Annotated in this window: 14 protein-coding genes; 11 read left to right on the top strand and 3 right to left on the bottom strand. The window is 68.1% G+C overall.

Going from position 1 to position 18,305, the window contains the following annotated elements:
* Positions 1 to 35: 35 nt before the first annotated feature.
* Positions 36 to 458 (bottom strand): PaaI family thioesterase, encoded by a 423-nt coding sequence (locus E8A74_RS31995; RefSeq protein ID WP_136932939.1) that lies wholly within the window; start codon positions 456 to 458, stop codon positions 36 to 38.
* A 188-nt stretch (positions 459 to 646) separates the two neighbouring features.
* Here E8A74_RS31995 and E8A74_RS31990 point away from each other — a divergent pair, with 188 nt between their 5' ends.
* A complete protein-coding gene (locus tag E8A74_RS31990; protein ID WP_136932910.1) occupies positions 647 to 1,465 on the top strand; it encodes a hypothetical protein in 819 nt (272 codons plus the stop codon).
* A 502-nt stretch (positions 1,466 to 1,967) separates the two neighbouring features.
* Positions 1,968 to 3,797: a sigma 54-interacting transcriptional regulator gene (locus E8A74_RS31985; protein WP_136932909.1), complete on the top strand. Its 1,830-nt coding sequence runs from the start codon at positions 1,968 to 1,970 to the stop codon at positions 3,795 to 3,797.
* Positions 3,798 to 3,820: 23 nt separating this feature from the next.
* On the opposite strand, the gene E8A74_RS31980 is transcribed toward E8A74_RS31985, so the two are convergent.
* Both E8A74_RS31980 and E8A74_RS31975 read right to left on the bottom strand, forming a co-directional pair.
* Positions 3,821 to 4,504, bottom strand: a complete 684-nt coding sequence (locus E8A74_RS31980; RefSeq protein WP_136932908.1) for a hypothetical protein — start codon at positions 4,502 to 4,504, stop codon at positions 3,821 to 3,823.
* Positions 4,505 to 4,622: 118 nt separating this feature from the next.
* Positions 4,623 to 5,465, bottom strand: a complete 843-nt coding sequence (locus E8A74_RS31975; RefSeq protein WP_136932907.1) for a hypothetical protein — start codon at positions 5,463 to 5,465, stop codon at positions 4,623 to 4,625.
* Between the two features lie 208 nt (positions 5,466 to 5,673).
* Between E8A74_RS31975 and E8A74_RS31970 the strand changes: the two genes are divergently transcribed.
* The 9 genes from E8A74_RS31970 to E8A74_RS31930 all read left to right on the top strand — a co-directional run bounded on the left by E8A74_RS31970 (position 5,674) and on the right by E8A74_RS31930 (position 18,287).
* Positions 5,674 to 9,069 carry a serine/threonine-protein kinase gene (locus E8A74_RS31970; protein ID WP_136932906.1) on the top strand — a complete coding sequence of 1,132 codons (3,396 nt, stop codon included), beginning with the start codon at positions 5,674 to 5,676 and terminating at the stop codon, positions 9,067 to 9,069.
* A gap of 23 nt (positions 9,070 to 9,092) precedes the next feature.
* Positions 9,093 to 9,794: an Ig-like domain-containing protein gene (locus tag E8A74_RS31965; protein WP_136932905.1), complete on the top strand. Its 702-nt coding sequence runs from the start codon at positions 9,093 to 9,095 to the stop codon at positions 9,792 to 9,794.
* A gap of 4 nt (positions 9,795 to 9,798) precedes the next feature.
* Positions 9,799 to 11,028 (top strand): YcaO-like family protein, encoded by a 1,230-nt coding sequence (locus E8A74_RS31960; protein ID WP_136932904.1) that lies wholly within the window; start codon positions 9,799 to 9,801, stop codon positions 11,026 to 11,028.
* The gene (locus tag E8A74_RS31955; protein ID WP_136932903.1) at positions 11,025 to 11,789 is read left to right on the top strand and encodes a TfuA-like protein; all 765 of its coding nucleotides are present in this window, start codon (positions 11,025 to 11,027) and stop codon (positions 11,787 to 11,789) included. Before E8A74_RS31960 ends, E8A74_RS31955 begins: the two co-directional genes overlap by 4 nt.
* 304 nt (positions 11,790 to 12,093) lie before the next feature.
* Positions 12,094 to 14,178: a type VI secretion system Vgr family protein gene (locus E8A74_RS31950; protein ID WP_136932902.1), complete on the top strand. Its 2,085-nt coding sequence runs from the start codon at positions 12,094 to 12,096 to the stop codon at positions 14,176 to 14,178.
* A gap of 13 nt (positions 14,179 to 14,191) precedes the next feature.
* Complete coding sequence (locus tag E8A74_RS31945; RefSeq protein ID WP_136932901.1) at positions 14,192 to 14,554, top strand: PAAR domain-containing protein; 363 nt, start codon at positions 14,192 to 14,194, stop codon at positions 14,552 to 14,554.
* Positions 14,551 to 15,411: a DUF4123 domain-containing protein gene (locus E8A74_RS31940; protein WP_170229532.1), complete on the top strand. Its 861-nt coding sequence runs from the start codon at positions 14,551 to 14,553 to the stop codon at positions 15,409 to 15,411. The genes E8A74_RS31945 and E8A74_RS31940 overlap by 4 nt, the downstream gene beginning before the upstream one ends.
* 15 nt (positions 15,412 to 15,426) lie before the next feature.
* On the top strand, positions 15,427 to 17,574 hold the full coding sequence (locus tag E8A74_RS31935) for a type VI secretion system Vgr family protein (RefSeq protein ID WP_136932899.1): 2,148 nt from the start codon (positions 15,427 to 15,429) through the stop codon (positions 17,572 to 17,574).
* Positions 17,571 to 18,287 carry an N-acetylmuramoyl-L-alanine amidase family protein gene (locus E8A74_RS31930; RefSeq protein ID WP_136932898.1) on the top strand — a complete coding sequence of 239 codons (717 nt, stop codon included), beginning with the start codon at positions 17,571 to 17,573 and terminating at the stop codon, positions 18,285 to 18,287. The genes E8A74_RS31935 and E8A74_RS31930 overlap by 4 nt, the downstream gene beginning before the upstream one ends.
* Positions 18,288 to 18,305 lie beyond the last annotated feature (18 nt).

Raw genomic sequence — 18,305 nt, 5'->3', positions numbered from 1 at the left:
GCCCGCCGTCTGAAACGTCGCTATCAAGTCATGCCTCACGGCCGAACGTTGGCGATCGTGGCCTGCATGAGGGCGATCACCTTGTAGGCCGATCCAGCTCCAGAGAACGCCCGGACCTCGCCCGTGCAGACCGTGAGGAGCTTTCCCGCATTCTGCACCCTTCCGATCGCCAAGAAATGGTCCCCGAGCGCGGGCCGCATGAAATTGATCTTGAACTCAGCCGAGACAACATCGCATTCAAGCGGCGCCTTCGTCAACGCTGCATACCCACAAGCACTGTCGACGATGCTCGTGATGGCGCCCGCATGAACATAACCGTTCTGCTGGGAATGCCGCTCGGAGAAAGGCAGCGTGATGTGCACCTCGCCATCTGCCACCAAGGCGAGCTTTGCACCGAGGGTTGCCATCAGGCCCTGCGCATGAAAGCTGGCCGCGATTCGGTTGTGGATGTCGCTCATCGAAGTGGGGGGCAGGTCGTGAAGGGTTGCAGGACGCCGGACGGCCTGCGGGGGAGCCGCAAAGCCGCCGGGGTCGAGGCCGCAGCGTGCCACGACGCTCCTGTCCATCGCAAGCGCCGGTCCTCCAAACGGCGGGCGAAAATCCACGATGTGCTTCGCGCGTGCGCCGTGCTACCCATGGCGCCCCCATGATGACCCGCTCCTCCCAATGCATTGGCACCGCCCGTCTGCGAACGTTCGTCGGGCCTCGGCTCCTCGCGTGGGCCCTCGTGCTCCCAGCGGCTGGCAGCGCGTGCGGCGGCACCACGCCTCCTCCCGCCGCGGACGCCACGAATGCGACGGTCGCTCCCACAGCCCAAGCCCAACCGGCGGGCCCGCGGGAGGTGTGTGAGCACCTGCGCGCCGTCGTTTCTCAGGAGCTCTCGAAAGACGGGCGCCCCGTGAACGAAGGCAAAGAGCAAGAATTCATGCGGGGGTGTTTGGAGGAGGAGTCGACAGGGCAGGCGGATGACAAGGAGCGCTGGGCAGGCCGTGCCGCCTGCTTCCTCGCCGCGAAGACAGGCGACGACGTCCTCGCCTGCGAAGAGAGTCACCCCTTTCCGAGCGTTCCCCTCGATTGTGATCGATTGCTCGCGCCGGCGGACATCCAAGCGGACCTCGGCCTGTCGATGAGGCCGTCCGATGACGATGAGCCGACCTCGACGGAGACCTGCAGTCGCGACTTCCACACGGACGATGGGCGGTTCTTGATCGTTTACCTTCGATCGCACCGGACCGCGACGGAAGCCGCGGAGCTGGTCCGAGGGCCTCATGAGAAGGCGACGCAGGCGAAACTCCTGCCCGGCCTCGGCGACGTGGCAGAACGTCATGTGGAGGGCTCGTTGTGCCGTGTGGCGGTGGCAAAGGGTCGCGTCACCATGGTCATGACCCTCAATCCGCGGCAACAGCCGTGCGCGTTCGACGCACTCGAACGCCTGACAGCCAAGGCGACGGCGCGCTTGCCCTGACGTCTTCGGACCCCGTGATCGAAGTCCCCCGACCATGACTTCAACCTCGCCGACTCCGTGATCGAAGTCCCCCGACCGTGACTTCAACCTCGCCGACCCCGTGATCGAAGTCCCCCGACCATGACTTCAACCTCGCCGACCCCGTGATCGGAGTACCCGGACCGTGACTTCAAGCTCGCCGACTCCGTGATCGAAGTACCCGGACCGTGACTTCAAGCTCGCCGACTCCGTGATCGAAGTACCCGGACCGTGACTTCAAGCTCGCCGACTCCGTGATCGAAGTACCCGGACCGTGACTTCAAGCTCGCCGACTCCGTGATCGGAGTACCCGGACCGTGACTTCAAGCTCGCCGACTCCGTGATCGAAGTACCCAGACCCCGTGGTCGAAGTACCCGGACCATGACCACAAGGTCCCGGACCTCGTGCACCGCCTCACCGCTCCCCTCCAATTTCCGCTTCTGTCCGCCTCGGAACGCCCTATGGTAGCGTCGCGGGTTGACGATGAGCGGCGTAGTCGAGACCGAACCGATGGCATCGGCGCCCTCGCCGCTGGACGCTCCCGAGGAAGGGCGGCGGCTCGCGGTGGTGGTTCAGGCCCAGCAGGGCATGGAGATCGCTCTGCTCGTGCCGGACACGCCGCTCGTCGTGGGGCGGACGGAGCCTTCGGATCTGCAGGTTCACGACCGCACCCTCTCCCGGCAACACGCCCGCTTCATGCTCGCGGGCGATCGGCTCCTCGTGGAGGATCTGGGCTCGCGCAACGGGACGTGGCTCGCCGGGCAGCGAATCGACAGGGCCGGCATCGAGATCGGCGACGAGGTGATGCTGGGCAGCGTGCTCGCGTGTGTTCACGTGCTGGCCCCCACGGGGGAGTCGCTCGGGATTGACGGCGAAGAGGGGTTCTTGCGCCGCGTGAACGAGGAGGCGGCGCGGGCGCGCGAGCTGCGGCGGCCGTTCGCGCTGCTCGTGGTGCGCGCGAAGCCCGTGGGGGATCGGTCGCCGCACGTGCGGGACTGGCTCGCCGCGGTGCGGGAAGCGATCCGGCCCTTCGATCGGATCGCGACGTACGGGCCCGGGGCAGCGCAGGTGCTCTTGCCCGAGATGGGGACGGAGGAGGCGACGCGCGTGGCGCAGCGGATCGTGGCGTCGCAGGGGAAGGAAGGGGCGCAGCTCCGGGTCGGCGTGGCGGCCTATCCGGACGCGGGGAGCACCGTGGAGGCGCTGATCAGCTTGTCCCGCGACGCGGTCAATCGTGCGACAGCGGAGCGACCCGTGGAGGTGGAGGGGACGAGGGGGTTCGCCGACGGGGAGGTGCTCGAGGACGACGCACTCGTCGCGGGTCGGGCGATGCGCGAGGTGCTCTCGACGGTGGAGCGGGTGGCGGGGGCACGGGTGCCGGTGATCCTGCACGGTGAGACGGGGACGGGGAAAGAGGTGCTCGCGCGGGCGCTGCACGAGCGCGGGCCGCGGCGAAACAAGCGAATGGTGCGCGTCAACTGCGGGGCGATCCCGAAGGAGCTGGTCGAGAGCACGCTTTTCGGCCACGAGCGGGGAGCCTTCACAGGGGCGGCGGCGCAGCAAAAGGGGGTCTTCGAGGAGGCCGACGGGGGGACGGTGTTCCTCGACGAAATCGGCGAGCTGGCCATGCCGGCGCAGGCGGCGCTCTTGCGGGTGCTGGAAACGGGGACGTTGTGCCGCGTGGGCTCGGTCCGGGAAATCACGGTGGATGTGCGGGTCGTGTCGGCGACGCACCGGGATCTGGAGGCGATGGCGCGCGACGGGGCATTCCGCTCCGATCTGTTTTATCGATTGAGCACGGTGGTGCTCGAGATCCCGCCGCTCCGGGAGCGGGTGGATGAAATCGAGCCGCTGTCGCGCAGGTTCCTCGCGCGGGCGAACGAGGGCAATGCGCGGGCGGTGCAGGGGTTTTCGCCGACGGTGCTCGAACGGCTGCGGGCGTATGCGTGGCCGGGCAACGTGCGCGAGTTGCGGAACGTGATCGAGCGAGCGGTGGTGGTGGCGCGCGGGACGTTGATCGACGAGGAGGATTTGCCGGCGCGGGTGCGGGGGGCGGAGAGGCCGGCACGGGCGGCGGTGGAATGGGAGGGGCCAGCGCCGACGAGGACGGCCGACGTGCCCGTGGAAGGCGAAGGCGAGGATCCGGCCGGGGTCCGCGAGCGCGTGGAGGGATACGAGGCGACGATCTTACGGGAGGCACTCGAGGCGGCGGGCTGGAGCCGAAAGGCGGCGGCCGAGCGGCTGGGCATACCGGTGCGAACATTGTCGTACCGGATGAAGCGGCTCGGCCTCCGGCGACCGGGGCGCTCGTGACCAACGCCTCGGATCCGCTTGGATCAGGCCAGCGAGGGGAGGTGGTGTCGCAGCGGGGCCTTCTCGGCCATGGTCCTGCCAGGTGCCGTGATGAACTTGCCCGAGCTCGCGTCGTACATCAGCGAGACCTCCGTGACGGGGCCGCCGAAAATGACCTCCGTCATGGGTGAGGTCACGTTGGTGACGACTGTGTTGCTCACCACCTGGGATTGCACCCACAGATACACCGTGGTGAACGGGGTCATGACCGCGGTGCTGTTGTAGATGACCGGAGCGGCGGACACGGCGTTCCCCAGGGCCGGCGTTCCATCCACCACCGCGTCCTGGAACAACCCGAACGTCAGGTACCCTTTGGGCAGGTTGTTATATTCATTCACGGCCGTGTAGGAGCCCTGTCTCCCGCCCGTCGACGGGGGACCGAAGAACCCGGCCGCCGTGAGCGGATAGCTCTTGTTGTCCAGGGCCGGGAACTCGGACTTCGACATCTGCGTGAGCTGCGCCCCGTTGATGATGTCGACGTTGGACGCGTAGATGCCGTATTGTTCTTCCCAGGTGACCGTGTTGCCGAGCAGCGGCCTGTACACGAGCCACGCGACGTTCGGCATTCCGCCGGCGTTCGGCTTGGCGACGACGATGTTGGACCCCGAAGCGTAGAAGCGGTTCAGGTCCTCCTGGGTAAACGCGGTGCTCAACTTGAACGTGGGCATGATTCGATCTCCTCTGGCTTCTTCTTGAAGCCACTTTCTATTGGGCTTGGCGACGCGCCCCCTCAGCAGCGAGGGGACGCTTCGTGGGAATTCTTCTTTGGTCCGCTGGCCGCGCCGGCTAGAAGCCAACGGTACTGACCAGGATGTTGTGCGTGCCCGAGGCCGGGAAATGGCCGGAACCCGAAAACGTGGGGGGCGCTCCGCCGGCATTGGCATGTCCAAGGATGTGATCGAGGTTGTCCGACACGCCGACGAATCCGGGAAGAATGTAGGGCAGAGCCGGGATACCGGTATTGTGATTGAGCGTGGCGACGTTCACGTTGAGGTCACCGGCAATGAGACCCAGGTTGTTCGGCCCCGGGGCGACGAGCGGCCCATAGATGCCGGAGTTCTGGAGGAACAGATAGGCATCGGGGTTGGCGCCGCCTCCCAACGTGGCGCCGGTGAGCACTTGCCCAGGCCCGCGCGGCGCATGCCACGTCAGAAACGGCACGTTTCGGCCGCCGACGGTCAGCGTCGCCGTCGCCGGCATACGCATGGTCGCGAGCTCGGCCAGGGCCATCTGCCGTGCCGAGAGGCTCAAATGGATGTTCATCCAGTTCAACAGCGCCTGATCATTGGCCAGATCGGCCCTGGCAAAGGACCCCTTGCCGCCGATGCCGATGCGGAGGAGGAGGATGTAACCTCGTCCGCCGGGGCCCCCCTCGGTGGCGTGTGCAGGTGGCTGGTTGTATGCGGCGCCGAGCCCCTGCAGCATCTGGTAGATCGGGCCCCCGGGTGCTGCGTTCGCCTCCTGGATCACGATCAGATCCGGCAGCCAGCCGTTGGTCGTGAGATGGTTGATGACGTCCAGCAGGTCGGCTGCGCCCTGCGGCGTCTCCCCCGTGCTGTTCCAGGTGATCACGTTCAGGTTGGGCATGGTCGGGTTTGGCCGGGTGAATGGTTCGATTCCGTCGAGCACCGCTCGATTCGTCCGTGCACATAAACCGAGCAATCCGCATGCCAATCGTCCATGCGACGGCGCCCCCTCATTGCCGCTCGGGAGCGGCAACAATTGGCCCGACGCCCCCTCCCCCCGAAAGCAACCTCTTGCCGCGGGCAACATCTTGCCCTCACGCTCGGAAGACCCCTCGACCTCACACAAGCGAGGCGGGTAACATCGCAGTCGGATGAAAGCGGCTGGACGCTCGCTCCCGCAGATCGGCTCCTATCGGATCACGAGCGTCCTCGGTCGTGGAGGCATGGGCGTCGTCTACCGCGCCAAACACCCCACGACCGGTGCCCCCGTCGCGCTAAAGACCGTGGCCCTCCCCTCCGCGAGCGCGATCGCCGCGATTCGCCGGGAAATCCACGCGCTGGGGCGGCTCCAGCACCCGGGGATCGTGCGTTTCCTCGACCAGGGCGTATCGGACGGACTGCCCTGGGTGGCGATGGAGCTCGTCTCGGGCCAGACGCTCCGCGGCCACCTCGACCGCGTCCACGCGCCCCGCGTGTCCCCTCGCCTCGCCGCCCGGACCACGAGCCCGAGCGGCGCCACGACCCGCCCGGACGCGCCTCGCCTCCGCGCTCCCCCCGCCGCGGGCGGCCGCGCCTCGATACGCACTGCCCTCCCCTTGCTCGCGCTGCTCCGACGCCTCACCGCGCCCCTCGCGCACCTGCACGCCGCCGGGCTCGTGCACCGCGACCTCAAGCCCGACAACGTGATCGTCCGGAGGGACGGCACGCCCGTGCTCGTCGACCTCGGTATCGCCGCGCAGTTCGGCGGCGTCGAGGGGCGCGAGGCGATCGAGATCGACGGCATGATGGGCAGCCTCCCGTACATGGCACCCGAGCAGATCCGGGGCGCCCTCGTCGACGCGCGCGCCGATCTGTACGCCCTCGGATGCATCCTCTTCGAGTGCATCACGGGCGCGCCGCCCTTCGCCGGCCGCGACGCGGCCGCGATGAGGCACGGGCACCTCAACCTGCGACCCCCGCCGCCGTCCTCGAAGGCGTCCGGCGTCCCCGACGCGCTCGATCGGCTCGTCGCGCGGCTGCTCGCGAAGCGGCCCGAGGATCGGATCGGGTACGCAGAGGACGTGGCGGACGCGCTCGCCGCGCTCGATGGTCCCGGCAGCGATGCGCCTGCGGCGTCGCGGAGCCGCGCCTATCTCTATCGACCCGCGCTGGAGGGCCGCGCCGCGATCCTGGCCGAAAGCACGGCGGCGATCGAGGCGCTCGCGGCCGAACGACGCGGGGGGCTCTGGTTCTTCGGGGGCGAGAGCGGCGTGGGCAAGACGCGGCTCGCGCTGGAGATCGCCCAGCGCGCCGTGCAAAAGGGCGTGACGGTGTGGACCGGGAGCGCCGTCCTGCGTGGAGACCCGCTCCACCTCGTTCGCCCGGCGCTCACGGCGATCGCGGATCGGTGCCGCGCCGCGGGGGCGGACATGACGGCGAGGCAGCTCGGCCCGCGGGGCAAGCTGCTCGCGCCCTACGCGCCGGCGATCGCGGATCTCCCCGGCGTGCGAGAGCTCCCGGAGCCGCCCCCGCTCCCTCCGGAGGCCGCCCGAGCGCGCGTGCTCGACGCGCTCGAAGAGACCCTCCTCGCCTTCGCGACGCCCGCGCCGATCCTGCTCGTGCTCGACGATCTCCAGTGGGCCGACGACCTCTCGCTGGGCTTTCTGACTTCCCTCGCAGCGAAGGAGCGCGGTCACGATGGGCTTTTCGTTCTCGGCACGTATCGCCTGGAGGAGCGCACCGAGGAGCTCTCGGCGATCGTGCGCCGGGAGAGCGCGCGCGACGTCCAGATCGGACGGCTCGATCGCGAGGGCGTCGCCGCGATGATCACGAGCATGGTGGCGCTCGTGGAGCCGCCCCGGGATCTCGTGGATGGGCTGCATCTCCACACGGGCGGCAATCCGTTCTTCGTCGCGGAGTACCTGCGCGCGGCGCTCGGCGAAGGGCTGCTCGCGCGGGACGCCGCGGGGCGTTTTCAGCTCGGGGAGAAGGCGCTCTCGATCACGCTGCCCCACACGCTGGGCGAGCTTGTCGAGCGGCGTCTGTCGGCGCTGGGCGAGCTGGCCGCGCGGGTCGTCGCATGGGCGGCGGTGCTGGGACGCGATGTCGACACGGCGATGCTCGACAAGCTCGGAAAGTTCGAGGACGTCGCGATGTTGGACGCGATCGAAGAGCTGCGGGTCCGGCAGATCCTCGAAGAAAAGGGAGATGGGCGGCTCGCCTTCGTGCACGACACGATCCGGGAGGTCGCGCAGGCGCGGATCGCGCCTGCGCTGCGCCGGGCCATGCACCACCGCGTCGCGCTCGCGCTCACCGCGGACGGCGAGGAGCGGCTCGCGGAGATCGGCCATCATCACGCGGAGGCCGGCGATCACCCGCAGGCGAGCGTCTTCTTTGCTCGCGCGGCGGATCGAGCACGCGCCTCGTACGCGAACGGGGAGGCGATCCGGCTCTACCGGGCCGCCGTGGAGGAGGCGCAGGGGGCCGCGCCGGCGGGCGTGCTCGAGAGCCTCGGCGACGTGCTCGGGCTCGTGGGGCGGCAGCAGGAAGCGCGGCAGGCCTACGCCGACACCCTCGCGGTCTTGCCTGCCGAGGGGGCGATCACGCGCGCCCGCGTCCATCGCAAGATCGGCAAGGCGTGGGAAGTCCACCACGACCACGGTGAGGCGCTCGCGGCGTATGCCGAGGCCGAGGCCGCGCTCGGGGCCTCGGCGCCCAGGGCTTCCGCGGCATGGTGGGATGCGTGGGTCGAGGTGCAGATCGACCGTATCGCCGTGTTTTACTGGGCCGCGCGTGTCGACGAGATGGCCGCGATCGTGGAGCGGGTGCGGCCCGTGGTACAGGCAGGGGGGACGGCGGCGCAGCGGGCGCGTTTCTTCCGCGCGCTCACGCAGATCGGGCTGCGAAGCGAGCGGTATTTGCTCTCGGCCGAGACGGTGCGAAACGCGCGGGCTTGCCTTCTGGCCTGCGAGCAGGAAGAGGGCTCGCCGGATCTCGCCGCGACGCGGTTCGCGTTCGCGACGGTGCTGCTCTGGCATGGGGCGCTCGACGAGGCGGAGGCGCGGCTGCTCGACGCGCTCGCGGAGGCGGAGCGCACGGGCGATGTGACGCTCGAAGCGCGGAGCCTGACGTACCTGACGCAGGTCTGGCGGCGACGACGGCGGGTGGCCGAGACGCGGGCGTGGGCGAAGAGGAGCCTCGGGACGGCGGAGGCGGCGGCGATGGACGACTACGTGGGCGCGGCGCTCGCGAACCTCTCCTGGGTCGCGCTCGCGGAGGGCGATTTCGGCGAGGTGATGCGCCTGGGGGAGGCGGCGCTCGCTCGCTTTCGTTCGTCGGCGCTGGTGTATCCTTTCCAGTGGATGGCGCTCTTGCCGCTCGCGGCGGCGGCGCTCGCGCGGGGGGATCACGAAGGCGCGGCCTGCTACGCCGCGGCCCTGATCGAGCCGGGACAGCAACGGCTCCCCGAGGCGCTCACGGCCGCTTTGGAGGCGGCGCGGGACGAGGTTGGCACGGAGGATGCCTTGCGGCGCGCGCTCGTCCGCGCTGGCGAGACGGAATACCTATGATCGAGAAAGGCAATTGAAGAACCATGAGCACGCTCATCCTTCACGCGGAGACCCGGAGTCTCGTCGTCGGGCAGCAGACGCAGCTTTCGTTGAAGAGCGTTACGAAGCAGCAATCTCTGTCCTGGACAAGCTCGGACTCGCGCATTGCGACCGTCGATCAAACAGGTCTCGTGACGGGCATCAAGCAAAGCAGTTCGCCCGTGACCATCACGGGCATGGACGAGGATGAAAACACGGCGAGCGTCACCCTCTACGTAGGTTCTCTCGAGGTAGCCCCGAGAGATACGGCGATCGAGACGGGTAACGACATCACGTTCTCCGTACGCGGCGTGGACGCCGTGACCTGGACGAGCTTGAACAAGGCCGTGGTGACGATCGGCCCAGAGGACGGGAAGGCGGAGGCCATCAACCTCGGGACGGCCATCATCCAGGCCGCCGACGCGAACGGCAATGTTGGGTATGCGACGCTGCGCGCAGGGATGCTGCTCGTCTACGGCGCCGACGGCGCCCTGTACGCGCTCACGCCCGACGTCTGGACCTTGGCGACCATCGTTCCTACCCAAAGCAGCCAAGTCCCGTCGCTCAGCGACATGAACAGCAAGGCCCAGTCCAGCGACAAGACGCTCGCCTCCTACGTGCCCCCCTCGCCGACGTGGACCACATGTTACGTCCTGAACCCCTCGCCAATCACCCCGGCTCCCGGGAAGCTCGTGAGGAAGGTGTGATGGCATGTCCACCACGCCTGCAGCGAAGCGCTTTCGGCGGGGGACACACCGCATCGTCCCGCCCGAGGCGACGCTCGCCCGCGTCCAGGGCCTCCTGCCCATCATGGGTATCACCCGCATCGCCGACGTGACCGGGCTCGACACCATCGGCATTCCCGTGGCGATGGCGATCCGGCCGAACGCGCGCTCGCTCTCGGTATCGCAGGGCAAGGGCGCGGATCGCGCCTCGGCGCGGGCCTCGGCGCTCATGGAGTCGGTGGAGCAGTATCATGCAGAGCATATCGACCGACCCCTCCGGCTCGCCACACGGAACGAGTTGCGCTTCTCCCACCGCGTGGCCGACCTCTCCGGCCTGCCGCGCCTCGCGGGGAGCGTGTTTCACGACAACCTACGCACGTTGTGGATCGAGGGGCAGGAAATGCTCCATGGCGGCAGCATGTGGGTGCCTTACGAGATGGTCCATATGGATTACACGCTGCCGCTCCCCTCGGGCAGCGGGTCCTTCTTGATGAGCTCGAACGGCCTCGCCTCCGGCAATCACCCGCTGGAGGCGCTCGGCCACGCCCTCGCCGAGCTGATCGAGCGCGACGCGACGGCGCTCTTCCAGCTTGCCGGTGAGGCACAAAAAGAGGCGCGCGTGGACCTCTCCACGGTCCCTGACCCCCTCTGCCGGTCCCTGCTCGACAAATACGAAGAGGCGGGCGTGGAGGTGGCCGTCTGGGAGGTGACGTCCGATATCGGAGTCCCGGTCTTCTCGTGCGTGATCGTGGACCGGGAGCCGAACCCCCAGCGGCCGATCGGGCCGATGGGGGGCATGGGCTGTCACCCGTCGCGCGCCGTCGCCCTGTCGCGTGCGCTCACGGAGGCGGCCCAGAGCCGGCTCACGCTGATCACGGGGTCTCGCGACGACGTGCATTGCCACGAGCGGCCCGAGGGGGGCGATCTCGACGCCGCGCGCCGGGCGCTCCGGATGCTCGCGGCGTCGCCGCCGGCGCGAAGCTTCGAGGCCGCGCCGGATCACGAAGACGAGACGCTCGACGACGACGTGGCCTGGCTCCTCGAACGCCTCGCGGCGGCAGGGCTCTCGCAAGTCATCACGATCGATCTGACGAAGGCAGCCTTCGGGATCCCGGTGGTGCGGGTGATCGTGCCGGGGCTCGAGGCCAACCATGATGTACCGGGGTATGTGCCGGGGCTTCGCGCCCGGAGACGCATGGAGGGGCGCACGAGATGAAGGTCCATATCTTCACGGGCCCAACGCTCTCAGCGGAGGAGGGCCTCCGGGAGCTCGACGCAATGTACCGCCCCCCGGCCGCACAGGGCGACGTGTACCGCGCGGCGCAGGAGGAGCCGGCGGTCATCGGGATCCTCGACGGCTCCTTCGAGCACGTGCCCTCCGTGGCGCACAAGGAGGTGTTATGGGCGATGTCACGGGGCATTCACGTCTTCGGCGCGGCGAGCCTGGGCGCGCTCCGGGCGGCGGAGCTTGGGCCCTTCGGCATGGAGGGGGTGGGCGAGATTCATGCGGCGTACGCGCGGGGCGATCTCACGGACGATGACGAGGTGGCGGTGGCGCACAGGCTCGCGGAGGGGGGGTATCGACCGGTGTCGGAGGCCATGGTGAATATGCGGGAGACGCTGCGCCGCGCGGCGCAGCGCGGTGTGATCACGGAGGGATCACGCGAGGCGCTGATCCAGGCCGCCCGGGAGCTGTTCTATGCGGAGCGGTGCTACCCGGCGATCCTCACGAGCGGGCGCGTGCGCGGGGTGCCGGAGGCGGAGCTCTCCGCCTTACGGGACGCGCTGCCGGAGCTACGGGTGGACGTGAAGAAGCGCGACGCGCTCGCAATGCTGCGGCTCATCCGGGAGCGGATTGCGAGCGGGCTTGCGCGCAAGGAGGTGCGGTTTCCGTTCCAGCACACGGACGCGTGGGCGTCGATCACCCGCCGGGCACACGAAAGGGCGGTACCGATCACGGACGAGCGGCGCTCTTGAGCTCCGCGGATACAGCCCGCCAGGTGCTCCGCGCCAGCTTCCACAGCTCCCCGTCCTCCCTCGGGCAAGGCCCGAGGCGCCCCACTTCGACGAGGCCACGGGCCCCGAGGCCGAAGAGGATGTGAGCGACATGCCCGATCGGCTCGGCGACGACGCGATCGACCGCGATCATTGACGCAGAGCGACACCTTTTTTCACCCATTTTGATCTTGAGCCCGACCGCGAAGCCGGTTTAGGGTGCCGATGCCAAAAATCGGACAGTACGCGCATTGGTCCGGGCGGTCACGTCGAGGAGGCGGCTTCCATGCCGATCTTGGAGCTATCGTTCGCATCTGGTGAGACGTCGTTGTCGGTGCGCTATTTCTCGGTGCACGAGTCCGTCTCGAGCTTGTTCAGCGTGAACGTGATGGCGCGCTCGGAGAGCCCCTCGATCGATCTCGAAGCGATCGTCGGGCAGCCGGCGAGCCTCCGCGTCATCAGCGGCTGGGCGTACGCGCGCCTCGGCGGCGCGCGGCTCTGGAGCGGCGTGGTGAGCTCCATCGAGCAGGTGCACGCGGTGCAGCCGGGAGGCCTCGGCAAGGAGCTCTCGACGTATTCGCTCCGCATCGTGCCGACGTTGTGGCTGCTCACGCAGCGCCGCGGGTATCGCATCTACCAGCACCTCTCGATCCCCGACATCGTCGATCGCCTGCTCGGCGAGTGGAGCGTCGAGGCGAAGTGGGAGATCGATCGGGGCCGCTACCCGAAGCTCGAGTACAAGGTCCAGTACGGCGAGACCGATTTCGCCTTCGTCAGCCGCCTGCTCGAAGAGGCGGGCATCTCGTACACGTTCCCGGACGACGACGCGAAGGGCTCGAAGTTCACGTTGAGTGATCGCCTCGAAGCGAACCCCGCGCGCCCCGGCGGCGCCCTTCCCTACGTGGACAACCCGAACCGCGAGTCCGAGAAGGAGTACCTCTCGAAGGTCCGCCTCACGCACATCGTCCGGCCGGGCGCGCACACGATTCGCGACTACGACTTCCGGAATCCGATGTTCGCGCTCTTCGGCGACGCGCCGAAGGCCGAGGGCCCCGAGGCGAAGTACGAGCAGTACCATTACCAGCCGGGCGCCACGCTCGTCGAGAACGGCAAGGGCGGCGGCGGCACGCCGGCCGCAGACGACAAGGGCACGGCGCGCTACGATCAAGGGTTCGGCAAGGAGCGCGCCGATCGCATGCTCGGCGGCACGCGCGCGGACAAGCGCACGATCGGGTTCGAGACGAACACGATCGACCTCTGGCCGGGGCAAATCTTCTCGGTCGACAAACACCCGCACGCCGAACTCGGCGAGGACAAACGCCTGCTCGTCACGGAGTTCTCGGTCGAGGGCACGCCGGGCGAGGAGTGGACGATGTCGGGGCAAGCCGCGTTCACGGACGCGCCCTACCGGCCGCAGCAGAAGACGCAAAAGCCCAAGGTCGAGGGCGTGCAGAGCGCGGTCGTGGTGGGCCCCGCGGGCCAGGAGATCCACACCGACGAGTTCGGCCGCGTGCGCGTGCAGTTCCCCTGGGATCGCGAGGGGAAAAACGACGACGGCAGCTCGTGCTGGATCCGCGTGAGCCAGGGCTGGGCGGGCACGGGGTACGGCATGATCGTGATCCCGCGCATCGGGCACGAGGTGATGGTGGGCTTCCTCGACGGGGATCCAGATCAGCCGATCATCGTGGGCCGCGTCTACAACGCGAAGCAGGCCGTCCCGTACAAGTTGCCCGACAACAAGACACGCTCGACGTGGAAGAGCGACACCTCGCTCGGCGGCGGCGGCTTCAACGAGGTCATGTTCGAGGATCTCAAGGGCCAGGAGCTCGTCTGGGAGCAGGCGCAAAAGAACCGGCGCAGGCTCGTCAAGAACGACGAGACGATCACGATCGGCCACGATCGGCAGAAGCTCGTCTCGAATGACGAGCAGGACAAGACGATCGGCTTCGTGAAGGTGTTCGTCGGCAAGGACCAGGACATCGTCATCAAGCAGGACAAGCGCGAGCGCGTCGAGGGCAACAGCCACCTGCACGTGCAGGGCAAGCGCAACCAGCGCATCGAGGGCAACCAGTCGCTCGAAGTGAAGGGCGACCGGCACGAGCTCATCGGCGAGAACCACGCGCTCGCGGTGTCGAAGGAGCTGCACATCAAGGCGGGGACGGCGCTCGTGATCGAGGCCGAGGACCTCACGCTGAAGGGCCCGGGTGGGTTCATCCGGATCGACGGCAGCGGCGTCACGATCCGCGGCACGAAGGTCTACATCAACAGCGGCGGCGCGGCGGGCCAGGGATCGGGCGCGTCGCCGGAGAAGCCGGACGAGGCGATCGAGGCGGTCGTCGACGACGTGAGCAAGACGCTCATCGCGCAATAAAGGAGCCACGAAAATGCCTCCTGCCGCACGAATCACGGATCGTCACGTCTGCGGGATTCACCCGCCGAACGTCATCGTCCAGGGCGAGGACACGGTCATCGTCGGCTTTCAGCCGCAGGCGCGCGTCACCGACGCCGAGGCCTGCGGCGCCGCCATCTCGGCCGGCGAGCCCACGGTCATCATCGGCGGCAAGGACGCCGCACGAAAAGGCGACCCCACGAACCACGGCGGAACGATCGCCTCGGGATGCCCGACGGTGATCATCGGGAGCAATCCGATGGCCGTGCTCCAGACGGACAAACCGTTCTGCGAGGACTGCGCCCGCAAGGCGGCCGAGCGCGCTGCGCGCCAGAAGGCCGGGAGGGACGGGTCGTGACGGAGCCTCGCCTCATCGTCGAGGTGCGGTATGGCAAGCTCGCCGGCACGAAAAAGGCCGTCGAGGCGGGCCGCGCGCTGAAGGTCGGCCGCACGGATCTCGCGGACCTCGTCGTCCAGCACGACGGGCAGATGTCGGGCACGCATTTCGAGCTGCAATGGGACGGCGCGTCGTGCTTGTTGCGTGATCTCGGCAGCCAGGGCGGGACGCGCCTCGGCGGCCAGGCCGTCGAGCAAGGCGAAGTCCCGCACGGCGGCTGGATTCAGGCGGGCGAGACCGATTTCCTGGTGTACGTCGAGGGCAAGACGCAGCCGCCGCGGCGCAAGCCGACCCGGTCCCCCGAGGACGAGCAAGCGCGCCTCGACGCGGCCGCGCGGGCGGGCGAGGTCTTGCGCGCCGAGGCGGCGAAGGTGCCGCTGTATGCGGTCGTCGACGGCGCGCGCGACCGCCGGATCCTCGAAGTGCTGCGCGAGGGCGTCGAGCCGCACCAATCGCTCTACGACGGATTGCAGGGCGAGACGCTCGAAGACGTCGCGCCGTACCTCGTGGGCCCGTTCCGCAAGGACTCGGCCTTGCTCGACCGGCTCCTCGCCGAGGGGTTCGGCAATCGCTGGTGCATCTTCTGCACGAGCTACGACAAGTTCGTGGAGGTGCGGCGGCACTGGCGGCGCTTCTTGATGGTGACGCTCGAATCGACGAACGAGAAGGTCTACTTCCGTTTCTACGATCCGGGCGTGTTCCGCGTCTTCTGGCCGACGTGCAGCACCGCGCAACGCCAGGAGTTCTCGGGCGGCATGGAGGAAATCTTCGTCGAGGAAGAGGACCTCTCGCTCTCGGCGCTCGTAAGGCCTCACTGATTCGGAGTCAATGCCGTGGCAAACCTCGAGCTCTCCCTCGCCTCCGGTCAACGCGACCTCTACGTGCGGCGTTTTTCCGTCCGGGAATCGGTCTCGAACCTGTTCTCGATCCACCTCCTCGTCCGCTCGCCCGACCATAGCCTCGACCTCGGGGCCGCGGTCGGGCATCCCGCGGGCTTCCGCCTGCACGCGGGGTATGCCCACGTGCAGGGCGGCGCCCAGCGCACGTGGACGGGCATCGTGGCCCGCGCCGAGCAGGCGCACGCGATGCAGGAGCTGTCCGCCGAGGACGCGCTCTCGACGTACCAGATCCACATCGTGCCGGAGCTCTGGCTGCTCACGCATCGCCAGGGCAATCGGATCTACCAGCAGCTCTCGATCCCGGACATCATCGATCGTCTGCTCGCCGAGTGGAACATCCAGCCGACCTGGCGCATCCAGCGCGACCAGTACCCGAAGCTCGATTACAAGGTCCAGTACCGGGAGACCGATTACGCCTTCCTGTGCCGCCTGCTCGAAGAGGCGGGCATCGCGTATACCCTGAGCGAGCACCCCGAGCGCGGCACGACGCTCGTCTTCGGCGATCGCATCCAGACGAACACGCCCCGCTCCGGCCCGCCCATTCCGTACGTCGACAACCCGAACGAGTCGGCCGAGAAGGAGTTCATCAGCCGCGTGCGCTTCGGCCGCGAGGTCCGCCCCGGCGCGGCCACGTTCCGCGATTACGACCCGCGCAAGCCCGATCTCGCCCTCTTCGGCAAGGCCGAACCGACGGCGGGCATCGAGGGCAAGATGGAGCAGTACCATTACGACGCGGGCTCCTTCCTCGTCGAGACGGGCAAGGCCGAGGGCACGCCGAACGCCGACGATCGTGGCTTCGCGCGGCACGACGGCAAATACGGCACCGAGCTCTCGACGCGTGTCCTCGAAGCCGAGCGCACGGGCGAGAGGATGATCTCGTTCGCGGCGAACACGTTCGACCTCGCGCCGGGCGTCATCTTCTCGATGGGCCGCCACCCGCATGCGGCGCTGCCCGAGAGCCGCGCGTTCCTCGTCGTCGGCGCCTCGATCGAAGGCACGGACACCGGCGATTTCAGCTTCTTCGGCCACGCGTTTTTCGCCGAGGCGCCTTATCGTCCGGCCCGACAGACGCCGAAGCCGCGCATTCACGGCCTCCAGAGCGCGACGGTCGTCGGCCCCTCGGGCCAGGAGATCCACGTCGACGAGTTCGGCCGCGTGCGCGTGCAGTTCCACTGGGATCGCGAGGGCCAGAAGAACGAGCAAAGCTCGTGCTGGGTCCGCGTGAGCCAGGGCTGGGGCGGCATGGGGTATGGCATGATCACCGTGCCGCGCATCGGCCACGAGGTGCTGGTTTCGTACCTCGAAGGCGACCCGGACCAGCCGATCATCGTAGGCCGCGTCTACAATGCCGCGCAGCAGGTCCCGTACAAGCTGCCGCAGGACAAGACGCGCAGCACGTGGAAGAGCGACTCCTCGCTCGGCTCGGACGGGTTCAACGAGATCATGTTCGAGGATCTCGCGCAGAAAGAGCTCGTCTGGCAGCAGGCGCAAAAGGACCGCAACCGGAACGTCAACAACGACGAGTTCGCCACAATCGTCCACGACCGGCAGAAGCTCGTGAAGAACGACGAATCCGAGCAGACCCTCGGCAACCGCAAGTTCTGGGTCGGCAAGGATTACGACGAGGTCACGAAGCAAAACAAGAACGAGACGTACAACAAAGACGTCCACCTGACGGTGAAGGGCAGCCGGCGCGAGCGGGTCGACGGCAAGCAATCCCTCACGGTGAAGAAGAGCCGGCACGAGAAGGTCGAGGGGCGCAGCGCGCTCCGGGCGGGCCAGGAGATTCACCACGTGGCCGGCGAGGCGTGGGTCGGCGAGGCGGGCGGCGCGGCCACGATCAAGGGCGCGGGCGGCTTCATCAAGCTCGACGGCGCCGGCGTCACCATTTCGGGCACGATGGTGTGGATCAACGAGCGCGGCGAGCCCGGCGACGGCAGCGGCTCGAAGCCCGAAGGGCCGTTCGAGGAGAAGGAAGAGGAGCAGCCGACCGCGGGCGAGAGCCCGGACGATCACGCGCCTTCGCCCGAATACACGATCGACGATCCGGCCGACGGAGACGGGAGCGCGATCCCGATATGAACGTCGGGACGGAGCAGCAGCAGCAGGTCGCGGGGACGGGCAACGGCGTGCAGCGGTGCACCGTCGTCGTGGTGATCGATCCGGGGCACGGCGACACGCACGACGAGAGCACCATCATCGACCCGGGGGCCGTCGGCGGAGGCCTCAACGAGAGCGACGTCGTCCTCGAAATCTCGAAGCTCTTGAAGAGCAAGCTCGCCGCGAAGACCGATCTCATCGAGTCGGCGCACCTGACCCGCGAGGGCAACGTCGACAACCCCTCACAGCCAAAACTCCTGTGGCGCCAGCAGGTCGCGGTGGCCAAGAAGTGCGACGTCTTCGTCAGCCTTCACATGAACTCCTTTTCGAGCGCCTCGGCCAACGGCAAAGAGGTGTTCTACAACCACAAATCCTCCAACAAGGCGGAGAGCGCCAAGCTCGCGGCCGCGCTGTATGCGGAGTACAAGCTTCCGATCGCGGGGCGCGAGCCGCCCATCAAGACGTCGGGTCTCAGCGTGCTCGCCACGTACAAGTGGAAGTCGAGCAAGCTCGGCATATGGCGCGACGCCACGATCTTCCAATCGGTGAAGGCCGCCGCGTTGTTCGAACTCGGCTTCATCTCGAATGATGGAGACCGCAAGGCCGTCATCGACAACAAGGACAACATCGCCGGCTGGCTCTGCGATGGGGTCTGCTCCTACGTGAGCGCCAATCGCGCCATTCTCTGCGTCTGACCTCGGAGGCTCGATCCC

Origin of the sequence: Polyangium fumosum (genome assembly GCF_005144585.1) — a bacterium.
Taxonomy (GTDB): Bacteria; Myxococcota_A; Polyangia; order Polyangiales; family Polyangiaceae; genus Polyangium; species Polyangium fumosum.
This window is presented reverse-complemented; position numbering and strand designations above follow the sequence as displayed.